9 protein-coding genes and 1 pseudogene are annotated in these 11,716 nt (G+C 65.6%); 7 read left to right on the top strand and 3 right to left on the bottom strand.

The window, feature by feature from the left end; all coding sequences use genetic code 11:
• The first annotated feature begins 140 nt into the window (after nt 1-140).
• The 3 genes from RUGAMON1_RS01180 (at nt 141) to RUGAMON1_RS01170 (ending at nt 2,679) form a co-directional block, all read left to right on the top strand.
• A complete protein-coding gene (locus RUGAMON1_RS01180; RefSeq protein WP_445228778.1) occupies nt 141-617 on the top strand; it encodes a Spy/CpxP family protein refolding chaperone in 477 nt (158 codons plus the stop codon).
• Nucleotides 618-694: 77 nt separating this feature from the next.
• Nucleotides 695-1,408: a response regulator gene (locus RUGAMON1_RS01175; protein WP_445228777.1), complete on the top strand. Its 714-nt coding sequence runs from the start codon at nt 695-697 to the stop codon at nt 1,406-1,408.
• Entirely contained in the window at nt 1,408-2,679 is a 1,272-nt protein-coding gene (locus RUGAMON1_RS01170) for a sensor histidine kinase (protein WP_445228776.1), read from the top strand. Before RUGAMON1_RS01175 ends, RUGAMON1_RS01170 begins: the two co-directional genes overlap by 1 nt.
• Before the next feature lie 36 nt (nt 2,680-2,715).
• Here RUGAMON1_RS01170 and sppA read toward each other — a convergent pair whose 3' ends face one another.
• Together sppA and RUGAMON1_RS01160 are read right to left on the bottom strand one after the other, a co-directional pair.
• On the bottom strand, nt 2,716-4,599 hold the full coding sequence (gene sppA, locus RUGAMON1_RS01165; protein WP_445228775.1) for a signal peptide peptidase SppA: 1,884 nt from the start codon (nt 4,597-4,599) through the stop codon (nt 2,716-2,718).
• Between the two features lie 51 nt (nt 4,600-4,650).
• Nucleotides 4,651-6,096 (bottom strand): sodium:solute symporter, encoded by a 1,446-nt coding sequence (locus RUGAMON1_RS01160; protein WP_445228774.1) that lies wholly within the window; start codon nt 6,094-6,096, stop codon nt 4,651-4,653.
• 112 nt (nt 6,097-6,208) lie between these two features.
• On the opposite strand from RUGAMON1_RS01160, the gene RUGAMON1_RS01155 reads away from it, so the two are divergent.
• From RUGAMON1_RS01155 to RUGAMON1_RS01140, 4 genes are all read left to right on the top strand, one after another.
• The gene (locus RUGAMON1_RS01155; RefSeq protein WP_445228773.1) at nt 6,209-7,120 is read left to right on the top strand and encodes a LysR family transcriptional regulator; all 912 of its coding nucleotides are present in this window, start codon (nt 6,209-6,211) and stop codon (nt 7,118-7,120) included.
• A 102-nt stretch (nt 7,121-7,222) separates the two neighbouring features.
• Nucleotides 7,223-8,017 (top strand): substrate-binding domain-containing protein, encoded by a 795-nt coding sequence (locus RUGAMON1_RS01150; protein ID WP_445228772.1) that lies wholly within the window; start codon nt 7,223-7,225, stop codon nt 8,015-8,017.
• Nucleotides 8,018-8,050: 33 nt separating this feature from the next.
• A complete protein-coding gene (locus RUGAMON1_RS01145) occupies nt 8,051-9,349 on the top strand; it encodes an MFS transporter (protein ID WP_445228771.1) in 1,299 nt (432 codons plus the stop codon).
• Nucleotides 9,350-9,385: 36 nt separating this feature from the next.
• Nucleotides 9,386-10,390 (top strand): porin, encoded by a 1,005-nt coding sequence (locus RUGAMON1_RS01140; protein ID WP_445228770.1) that lies wholly within the window; start codon nt 9,386-9,388, stop codon nt 10,388-10,390.
• A 21-nt stretch (nt 10,391-10,411) separates the two neighbouring features.
• On the opposite strand, the pseudogene RUGAMON1_RS01135 reads toward RUGAMON1_RS01140, so the two are convergent.
• Nucleotides 10,412-11,619 (bottom strand): annotated as a pseudogene (locus RUGAMON1_RS01135) (MFS transporter).
• Nucleotides 11,620-11,716 lie beyond the last annotated feature (97 nt).

Genomic DNA, 11,716 nt, shown 5'->3' with positions numbered 1-11,716 from the left:
AAACTCGATACAAATCAAGGACTTTGCGCACATAGCGTTAAGGTAGCTTTACATATCTTTACCGGCGCGACATCGCCGCTTCACGCGGGCGGCGCACACTGGCCTCGTTGTCTCCCACATTCACCCAACGAGGATAAACCATGAGTATCTTTAACCGCCAAACCGTCGCCGCATTCCTGCTGGGCTCCACGCTGGTCGTGGGCGTCGGGGCCTTCGCTGTCGAGCGCCACATGGGCATGGCCGGGCCGCACGCCGCCATCGACAGCAGCGCCCATATGGACCACATGCTCAAGCACCTGTACGTCGAAGTCGACGCCACCGATGCGCAGAAGGCCAAGATCGAACCGCTGCTCAAGGCCGCGATGGCCGACATCAAGCCTCTGCACGAGCAGGTACACCAGCTGCATGCACAGCTGATCCAGCAGATGTCCGCCGCCACCATCGACCGCTCGGCGCTGGAAACCACCCGGGCCTCAGGCTTGGCGCTGGCCGACCAGGCGTCGAAGCGCATCGTGCAGCTGCTGGCCGACGTAGGTGACACCCTTACCCCGGCGCAGCGCCAGAAACTGGCCGACCACCTGGGCAAGATGCACGAACGCCGTGGCCATCACGGCTAAGCCGTCTTGTGAAGCGGGTCGCCTGTCCGTAGAATGGTCCGAATGAACCTCATACATAAACCTAATGGCTGACCCGCATGGCTGATCACATTCTGTTGGTCGAAGACGACCCGCGCCTGGCCGAGATGCTCACCGAGTACCTGAGCCAGGCGGCTTTTCGCGTCACCCACGCGCCCAACGGCCGCGCGGCGCTGGAGCACATCACGGCCGGCGACGTCGACGCCGTGATCCTGGACCTGATGCTGCCCGATATGGACGGCCTCGATGTCTGCCGCCAGCTGCGCGCCGTGTCCGACATTCCGGTACTGATGCTGACCGCGCGCGGCGACGCCATCGACCGCATCATCGGCCTGGAGATCGGCGCCGACGATTACCTGCCCAAACCCTTTGAACCGCGCGAGCTGCTGGCCCGCTTGCGCGCCATCCTGCGCCGCCGCGTCGAGCATCGCCACCAGCCCGACGGCGCGGCCCAGCGCGACGCCGAGTTTCTGCGCTTCGGCCGCCTGGAGATCGATCCGGCCGCCCACGCCGCGCGGCTGGACGGCGCTTCCTGCGAACTGACTTCCTATCAGTTCGACCTGTTGCTGGTGCTGGCCCGCCACGCCGGCCGCGTGCTGTCGCGCGAGAGCCTGATGGACCTGCTCAAGGGCGAACCGCTGGAAGCGTTCGACCGCTCGATCGACGTCCACATGTCGCGCATCCGCGCCGCCGTCGAGGACGATCCCAAGAAACCGCGCCGCATCATCACCGTGCGCGGCGCCGGCTACCTGTTCGCCAAGGTGCAGGACTGATGGCCGCCCCGCGCTTCAGCTGGGGCCTGCCGCGCCTCTACTTCCGCTTTTACGTGGCCCTGCTTTTCAGCCTGCTGCTGTTCGCGCTGGCGGTGGTGCTGGTGTGGAACCGCAGCGGTGGGCCGCTGGAGCGCTCCAACGCCACGCTGGCAATGGTGATCCAGAATTCGCTGGCGCCGGCCAACGCGCCGCCGGCCGAACAGCAGGCCGCGCTGGAGCGCATGGCCGCCGGCCTGCATGCGCACATGACGCTGTTCAGCCGCAACTGGGAGCCGCTGGCCATGGTCGGCATGCCCCTGCCCTCGCATCATTGGCAGCAGCACGGCATGGGCGGACCGCCACCCGAATCCTATGTGCACCTGCCGGACGGCCGCCGCTTGCTGTCGAGCGAGCCGCTGGGCTTCACGCGGCCCAAGGCCATGCTGCACAACGCCCTGCTGTTGCTGGCGCTCGGCATAGGCATCGCCGCCTTCCCGCTGGTGCGGCGGCTGACCAAGCGGCTGGAGCGTTTGCAGCAAGGCGTGGAATCGCTGGGCGCAGGCGACCTGAAGGCGCGCGTGCCGGTCGAAGGCAAGGACGAAATCGCGCGGCTGGCGCAGAGCTTCAACCGCGCCGCCGACCAGATCGAGCAACTGGTGGGCGCGCACAAGACGCTGCTGGCCAACGCCTCGCACGAGCTGCGCACGCCGCTGGCGCGCATCCGCCTGGCGCTGGAGCTGATCAAGGATGGCGTCGATCCGAAGCGCCGCGCCGGATTGGAACAGGACATCGCCGAGTTGAACGACCTGCTGGACGAGATCCTGCTGGCCAGCCGCCTCGGCGCCGTCTGCGACAACGCCGAACTGGAAGAGCTGGACCTGTTGGCGCTGGCCGCCGAGGAATGCGCGCGCTACGACGACGCGGTGCTCAACGGCGCCTCCGCCGTGATGCAGGGCGACCCGCGCCTGCTGCGCCGGCTGCTGCGCAACCTATTGGAGAACGCGCACCGCCACGGCGTGCCGCCGGCGCATGTCAGCATCTCGTGCGACGAGAGGCTGGCGACGTTAAAAGTATGGGATAGCGGTCCGGGGATACCGGAAGCGGAGTTCGAGCGGGTGTTCGAGCCGTTCTATCGCCGGCGCGGCACGCGCGACAACAGCGGCGCGGGCCTCGGCCTGGCGCTGGTGCGCCAGATCGCCCGCCGTCACGGCGGCGAGGCCCGTTGCGTGCTGATGCCCGATGGCCGCAGCAGTTTCGAGATTACGCTGCCGCTGGCGACGGCGCCAGCATGATGTCGTCGTAGCCGCTATCGCCAACCCATCTCATTATCAAGGCGATTCGCACAGGCAGTGGGTGATCGCGGTGAACGGCTTGTGCGCCGCCGTAATCTCCGACAACCAACCCAGGTCGTTGACGATGCCGGCCGCCGCGTTAGGCGGCAGGCCGGTGCTGGCGGTCATGCCCAGCTTGACCTGCGCACCGATGGTTTGCGTCACTGCCTGCGCCACCGCCTGCGCCGCCGAACCGCCCACCATTTCGATCACGCGGTCGAATTTGCTCGCTTCGCGTTCGATATAGACCACGCGGTAGTCGGTCAGCTTGGCGCGCTTGGCGGCCGACTTCAGCGCGTCGTTGTAGCTGCCCAGCGTATCGACCAGGCCGCGTTCCTTGGCTTGCGCGCCGGTCCATACGCGGCCCTGCGCCACGGCGTCGATCTTCTCCGGCGTGGTCTTGCGGGCCTTGGCGGCGCGGCCGGTGAACTCGGCGTAGATGTGGTTGATGCTGCCCTGGATCACCTGGCCGAAGCGCGGGTCCAGCGGACGCAGTGGATTGCCGGCGTCGCCCAGCCAGGTGGTCGGCTGGCCGGCGGTGTGGATGCCCAGCTTGTCGATCACCTTGTCGGCGGTGGGCAGGATGGCGAACACGCCGATCGAGCCGGTGATGGTGTTCGGGTCGGCGATCACTTCGTCGGACGACATCGAGATCCAGTAGCCGCCGGATGCGGCGACATTACCCATCGAGACCACCACCGGCTTGCCGGCGGCGCGGGTCAGTTCCAGCTCGCGGCGGATCAGCTCCGAAGCGAAGGCGCTGCCGCCAGGCGAATCGACGCGCAACACCACGGCCTTGATATGGTCGTCCTCGCGCGCTGCGCGGATCAGCTTGGACGTGGAGTCGCCGCCGATGGCGCCCGGACCGGCGGTGCCGTCGCTGATCTCGCCCTGCGCCACGATCACGCCGATGGCGTCGCCGGTGAACTTGGTGTGCACGCGGGCCAGGTAGTCGTCGAAGCTGATCTGGCGGAAGCTCTTGCCTTCGGTGTCGCGCGCGCCGCGCTTGATCATCATGTCGCGCACTTCGTCCTTGGTCTTCAGGCCGTCTACCCATTTAGCCGCCAGCGTCACCTTGGCCAGGTCGCCGTTGGCGGCGGCCACTTGCGCCGGCAGGTCGTTGATGGTCTTCATGACCTGGCCTTGCGGCAGCTTGCGCGCCTTCTCGACGTCGCCGGTGTAGGAAGCCCACAGCGCGTTGTTCAGATACGATTCCGCCTCGACCGCCGCCGGCGACGGGCCGTTGGCGATGTACGGTTCGCCGAAGCTCTTGTAGGTGCCCACGCGCAGCAAGTTGACCGTCACGCCCAGCTTGTCGAGCGCATCGCGGTAGTAGTTGCGATAACGGCCAAAGCCTTCCAGCAGCACCATGCCCATCGGATGCAGATACACCTCGCTGGCATGCGCGGCCAGCAGGTACTGGCGCTGGTCATAGCTGGCGCCCCAGGCCACCACCGGCTTGCCGGAAGCCTTGAAGCGCTCGATGCCGGCCGCCACTTCGCGCAGCATGGCCTGGCCGCCGCCCTCCATCTCGTCGGTCAGCAGGACGGCGCCGGTGATCTCGGGATCCTTGGCGGCCGTCTCCAGCACGGACAGCACGTCGCGCAGCTGCATCATCTTGTGGGTCTCGCCGCCGCGCACGCTGGTCAGCAGTGCGTCGCGCGCGTTGTTGTTGGACTGTTCAACCAGCTGGCCCTTCAGGTTCAGCACCAGCGTGGTCTTGGGCAACAGCGGCTTGGCGCCGCCGCCGAAGATGGCATACAGCAGAATGATCAGCATCAGCAGGAACAGCAGGTTCAGCAACGCGCGGCGGCCGGTGTCCAGCGCGCGCCAGCAAAAGGCGAAGCCGCTACGAATGTAGGAAAACGGGGATCTGCTCATTTGTACTCCAGGTGATTGCGTAATTTGCAAGAATGATACTGCATGCCATCGTTACTGTCTCGGTTTGGAGATCAGCAGCAGCCCGGTGAACACCAGCAATCCGTTCATGGTAAGCAGCTCCAGGCCCAGACGATAGCTGCCGAACAGCAATTTTTGATTGTAATCAATAACATAGCACAGGGCCGGACCGGCCAGCGCCACCAGCGGCACCCAGCGGTCGCGCACGCTGCGGCGGGTCAGGATGCCGAAGGCGAACAGGCCAAGCAATGGTCCATAGGTATAGCCGGTCAGCTTCAATACAAGGCCGATCATGCTGGCGTTGTCCAGCCATTTGAACAGCAGCACCAGCAGCAGGAACAGCGCGCCGAAGCCCAGGTGGACGCGGTGGCGCAGGCCCACCTTGGCCGCTTCCGGCAGGTCGGCGCGGCGCTGCATGCCGAGCATGTCGATGCAGAAGCTGGAGGTCAGCGCGGTCATGGCGCCGTCCGCGCTGGGGAACAGTGCGGAGACCAGGCCGATGAAGAAGATCAGCTGCACGGCGGCCGGCATGTGCTGCATCACCACCGCCGGAAACAGCTTGTCGCCGCTCGCCGCCAGGCCCACCGTGGGCGCGTACAAGGTCAACAGGCCGCCGAGGAACATGAACAGCAGCAGCACGCCGGTCAGGATCACGGTCAGCAGCAGCATGTTCTTTTGCGAATCGCGCAGCGTCTGCACCGAGATATTTTTCTGCATGATCTCCTGGTCCATGCCGGTCATCGCCAGCACGATGAAGAAGCCGGCCAGCAGCTGCTTCCAGAAATACGCCGGGCTGTCGACCGAGCTGGTGACGACATGGGTCAGGCCGCGCGCTGCCATCGCCGCCAGGCTGGCTGCCGGGCTCAGGTCCAGCTGGCCCAGCAGCCAGCCGGCGCAGATCACCAGGCCCAGCAGCATGCCGGCGGTTTGCAGCGTGTCGGTCCAGACGATGGTCTTGACGCCGCCTTCGTAGGTGTACAGCAGGATCATGGCCAGGATCACCAGCGTGGTCAGCCAGAACGGCACGCCCAGGCTGTCGAGGATGGTCGCCTGCAGGATGTTGACCACCAGGTACAGCCGCGCCGACGCGCTCAAGGTGCGCGACAGGATGAAGAAGGCGGCGCCGCTCTGGTAGGAGCGATGGCCCAGCCGCTGGTCGAGATAGCTGTAGATCGAGGTCAGCTTGAGGCGGTAGTACAGCGGCAGCAGAATATAAGCAACGGCGATGTAGCCGAGCACATAGCCGAGTATCACTTGCAGGTAGCCGAAGCCGTCGCGGCCGACGGCGCCGGGCACGCTGATGAAGGTGACGCCGCTCAGCGTGGTGCCGACCATGCCGAACGCCACCAGCATCCAGTTGCTGCGCTTGTTACCGATGAAGAAGCTGTCGTTGGTGGCGTTGCGGGAGGTGCGCCAGGCCACGGCCAGCAGCAAGGCGAAATAGGCGAAGACCAGGCAAAACAGGGAAACAGCAGACATGAGGGGGCGATCCAATGATTCAATTCGCCGCCAATATACACCTGCCGCAGCGACCGGTACAATGATTGGCCTCGCCAGCCGGCTGCGCGCTCTTTATCATTGATACGACACTATGAACCAACTGCGGTTTGATCTGAACGATTTGCAGGCCATGGTCGCCGTGGTCGAACAAGGCGGCTTCCGCGCCGCGGCCGCCACCATGAACCTGTCGCAGCCCGCGCTGTCGCGCCGCATCAGCAAGCTGGAGGAAGCGCTCAACGTCAAGCTGTTCGAACGCAGCACGCGGCGCGTGGCGCTGACCTTGATGGGCCGAGAGTTCTTCACCAAGGCGGTCGAGATCCTGGACGGCGTGGAGCGCTCGCTGCACAAGATCAGCGACATCTCGCGCAGCCATTTCGGCCAGGTCACCGTCGCCTGCGTGCCGTCGGTCGCGCACAACTTCCTGCCGCCTATCCTGCAGCGCTTCTACAGCGAGCTGCCCGGCATCCGCCTGCGCGTGGCCGACGAAGGCGCACATGAAGTGCTGAACATCGTCGCCCGCGGCGACGCCGATTTCGGCATCAACTTCCTGGGCGACGGCGAGCAAGGCATCGATTTCGAGCCGATACTGAAAGAACGCTTTGTGCTGGCCTGCCTGGCCACCCATCCGTTGGCGCGCAAACGCAGCGTCAGTTGGGACGAGATCGGCAAGCACCCCTATATGACCGTCGCCAAATCCAGCGGCAACCGCATGGTGCTGGACCAGGCGATGGCGCCGGCCGAGCAACGCCCCAGCTCCTTCATCGAGGCGCGCCACGTCTCCACCTTGCTGGAGCTGGTGCGCTCGGGCCTCGGCATCGCGGTCGTGCCGCAGCTGTCGATGCCGGCCGGCGCCGCCGGCGCCATGCTGCGCGCGGTACCGCTGGCGGGCCAGGGCATCGAGCGCACGCTGGGGGTGATCCGCCGTTCCGGCCGCATCTTCTCGCCCGCCGCGCAGCGCCTGTATGAACTGCTGAAGGAGGAGCTGGCAAGCAAATCCCATTGATGCGTTTAGCTGATCAGTTGCAATAAATTATGCAATATACATTATCTGTGCAAGCCCAGATAATCGCCTGATAAATGGAGTTAAACCAATCAGGAGACCAGCATGCATCGCCGTACCATCCCCGCCACCGCTGTATCGATCGTGTTCGCGCTGGCCGCATCGGCCGCCAACGCCGAACAAATCGACGTCATGAATTCGGGCGGTTTCACCGCCGCCTACAAAGCGCTGCAGCCACGCTACGAAGCGGCCAGCGGCGACACGCTAACCACCGCCTGGGGTCCGTCGATGGGCAAGGCGCCGGAGGCGATCCCGAATCGCCTGGCGCGCGGCGAGCCGGCCGATGTCGTCATCATGGTCGGCTACGCGCTGGACCAGTTGATCGCCGAGGGCAAGGTCGACCGCGCCAGCCGCACCGAACTGGCCGACTCGCGCATCGGGCTGGTGGTGCGCAGCGGCCACGCGCTGCCGGACATCTCCACCGTGGCGGCGCTGCGCCAGACGATGTTGCAGGCCGAGTCGATCGCCTATTCCGACAGCGCCAGCGGGGTCTACATCGAGCGTGAGTTGCTGAAAAAGCTCGACATCGAAGCGGCCGTCAAACCCAAGGCGCACATGGTGCAAAAGACCCCGGTCGCCGTCACGGTGGCCGAGGGCAAGTATGAACTGGGCTTCCAGCAGGTGAGCGAAATCCTGCCGGTGCCTGGCGCCACCTTCGTCGCCCGCCTGCCGGAACCGGTGCAGAGCGTCACCCGCTTTGCGGCCGGCATTCCGGTCGGCGCGCGCCATCCGCAGGCGGCGCGCCGCCTGCTGGACTTCCTGGCGTCGCCGCAGTCGCGCGACGCGGTCACCGGCAGCGGTCTCGATCCGGTCCCGGCCGCCACAGCCGCCGCGCGCTAAGCCCGTCCTTCCCTTCCCTCCGGAGATACTACGATGACTGCCCAATCAATGGCGACGCCGTCCCGCGTCGGTATGGTGCTGCGTGTTACCAGCGGCAATTTCATGGAAATGTTCGATTTTTTCCTGTTCGGTTTCTACGCGACCGCCATCGCCAAGACCTTCTTCCCGGCCGATAACGAGGTGGCGTCGCTGATGATGACGCTGATGACCTTCGGCGCCGGCTTCCTGATGCGTCCCCTCGGCGCCATCATCCTGGGCGCCTATGTCGACCGGGTCGGCCGCCGCCAGGGCCTGATCGTCACGCTGGCCCTGATGGCGCTGGGGACCGTGCTGATCGCCTGCGTTCCCGGCTACGCCAGCATCGGCGCGCTGGCGCCGGCGCTGGTGCTGGCCGGCCGCCTGCTGCAGGGCTTCTCGGCCGGCGCGGAACTGGGCGGGGTGTCGGTCTACCTGTCCGAGATGGCGACGCCGGGCAACAAGGGCTTTTACGTCAGCTGGCAGTCGGCCAGCCAGCAGGTCGCCATCATCGTGGCGGCGGCGCTGGGCTATGGCTTGAACCTGTGGTTCACGCCGGCCGAAATGGGCGCCTGGGGCTGGCGCATTCCCTTCTTCATCGGCTGCCTGATCGTGCCGGTGCTGTTCGTGATCCGCCGCTCGCTGCAGGAGACCGAGGAATTCAAGCGCCGCACCCATAAGCCGGACCTGCGCGCCATCCTGCGCTCGATGCTGGACAACTGGGGCCTGGTGCTGGCCGGGATGATGCTGGTGGCGCTGACCACCGTGTCGTTCTACCTGATCACGATCTACACGCCGACCTTCGGCAAGACGGTGCTCAAGCTCAGCACCGGCGACAGCCTGATCGTCACGCTGTGTGTCGGCCTGTCCAACTTCATCTGGCTGCCGGTGATGGGCGCGCTGTCGGACCGCGTCGGCCGCCGCCCGCTGCTGATCGTGTTTGCCGCGCTGACCATGGCCAGCGCCTATCCGGCGATGCGCTGGCTGGTGGCCGATCCCGGCTTCGAGCGGATGCTGATGGTGGAGTTGTGGCTGTCCTTCCTGTACGGCAGCTACAACGGCGCGATGGTGGTGGCGCTCACCGAGGTGATGCCGGTGTCGGTGCGCACCGCCGGCTTCTCGCTGGCGTATAGCCTGGCCACGGCGGTCTTCGGCGGGTTCACGCCGGCCATCGCCACGGCACTGATCGAAGCCAGCGGCGACAAGGCTGCTCCGGCATTGTGGCTGAGTTTTGCAGCCGCCTGCAGCCTGGCTGCAACGTTGAAGCTGTACCGCTATCACCAGACACGCCAGCAAGCATTGCCGACGCAAGCCTGAGCGCGCGACAGCCATAACAACAACGAGACGACCACAATGAAAAAAAATAACTGCGCGCCGCTGCTGACGGCACTGGCGCTGATGGCTTGCGCCCCGGCCCAGGCGCAAACCGAGCTGAACGTGTACGGCATCGTCGATGTCGGCCTGGTGCGTGAAAGCGATGCGCCGAAAGGCAGCGTCACCAATTTGAACAGCGGTATCGCTTCCGGCTCGCGTCTCGGTTTCAAGGGCAGCGAAAACCTGGGCGGCGGTATCAAGGCCAGCTTCGTGTTGGAGAACGGCTTTAACGCCGATACCGGCGCGGCCGGACAAGGCGGACTGCTGTTTGGACGGCAATCCTATGCGGGCTTGAGCGGCGGCTTCGGCGCGCTGACGCTGGGACGCCAGTACTCGCCCTACTACAAGGCATTGCGCGATGTCGGCGATCCGTTCGGCGCGGTCAACCTGGCTGGCCGTTCCGGCAATATCATGGCCACCAATACGCGCGTGGACAATACGGTGGAGTACATCACACCCAACACGATGGGGCTGCAGGCCGACCTGGCCTATGTCGCTGGCGAGACGGCCGGCGACAGCGCAGGCAATCGCGCGCTCAGTGCTGCGCTGGCCTATGGGCGCGGGCCGTTGCGCGTGCAGTTGGCGCGTCATCAGCTGAACAATGCAACCGCCACCGACCACGCCAGCAACACCTTGCTCGCAGCCAGCTACGACGCCGGCGCGCTGATCCTGCACGCGGCGGTCGCCGTCAACAAGGGGACTGGCACGGCAGACAGCAGGGATCTGGTGGCCGGAGCGACGGTGCCGTTGGGCGCCGACAGACTGCTGCTGTCGCGCGTGCGGCATGCCGATCGCACCCCTGCCGCTCAGGACGCGACGCAGTGGGGAATAGGATACTTTCACGCGCTGTCGCCGCGCACCGATTTATACACGGCCTACGCTACCATCCGCAATCGCCACGGCGCCGCCTACAAGGTCGGCAACGCGACCGACAAGGGGACTGGCAGCAAGGCGGCCAATCTCGGCGTGCGTCACTCCTTCTGACGGTGTTCAGTCCACCTTCTGCTAGTGGGCCAGCGCCTGGAGCGATTTCTCGCCGATGCTGGCGGGGCGCGGATTCAGGCGGTCCAGGCGGCCGCTGAGCACAGTCAGGCCCAGCGCGCCCAACACCACCAGGCCGCCGACCCAGCCGGTATGCACCAGGCCGAAGTGATCGACGATCAGCCCGCCGCCCCAGGCGCCGCCGGCGATGCCGACGTTGAAGGCGGCGATGTTCAGGCCCGAGGCCACATCGACGGCGCGCGGCGTGAAGTGTTCGGCCTGCTGCACCACGTACACTTGCAAGCCGGCGACATTACCGAAGGCCACGGCGCCCCACGCCAGCACGGTCGCCAGCACCAGCCATTTGTACGGCGCGGCAAAACTCAGCACGAACAGCACCGCGGCCAGGCCGAGGAAGATGATCTTCAGCGCGCCGACCGGGCCGCGCCGGTCGGCCAGCTTGCCGCCCCAGATATTGCCCACCGCGACAGAGACGCCGTACACCAGCATCACCAGGCCCACGGTGTTGGCGCTGAAACCGGTGACGTCTTGCAGGATCGGCGCCAGGTAGGTGAAGGCGGTGAAGGAACCGCCGTAGCCCAGCGCGGTGATCGCATACACCAGTAGCAGGCGCGGCTCGCCCAGCACCTTGACCTGTTGCAGCAGCGAGGCCGGCTTGCTGTGCTTGATGGTCGACGGCACGAACAGCAGGCTGCCGACGAAGGCCAGCACGCCCAGCGCGGACACGGCCAGGAAGTCTCGCGCCAGCCGAAGTGCTGGCCGATGAAGGTGCCCAACGGCACGCCGGTCACCAGCGCCACGGTCAGGCCGGTGAACATGATGGCGATCGCGCTGGCGGCCTTCTCCTTCGGCACCAGCGAGGTGGCGATGGTCGAACCGATCGAGAAGAACACGCCGTGTGCCAGGCCGGTCAGGATGCGGGCGATCACCAGCGATTCGTAGCCGGGCGCTTTCCACGCCAGCAGATTGCCGAGGGTGAACAGCACCATCAGCGACACCAGCAGCGCCTTGCGCGGCACTTTGCCGGTCAACGCGGTCAGCACCGGCGCGCCGACGGCGACGCCCAGCGCATACAGGCTGACCAGCAGGCCGGCCGACGGCAGGTTCACGCCCAGATCGGCGGCGATGGTCGGCAGCAGGCCGACGATGACAAATTCGGTGGTCCCGATGGCAAAAGCGCTGATGGTCAGCGCCAGCAAGGCAATAGGCATGACATTCACTCCTGAAAAGTTGATGTCATGCAGTATCGGGATTTTCTTTAATGAGAAAAAGACCTCAAAATACCAAACATATTTTCCCTATAGTCAA

It is taken from the genome of Duganella rhizosphaerae (assembly GCF_040364205.1).
GTDB lineage: Bacteria > Pseudomonadota > Gammaproteobacteria > Burkholderiales > Burkholderiaceae_D > Rugamonas > Rugamonas rhizosphaerae.
This window is presented reverse-complemented; position numbering and strand designations above follow the sequence as displayed.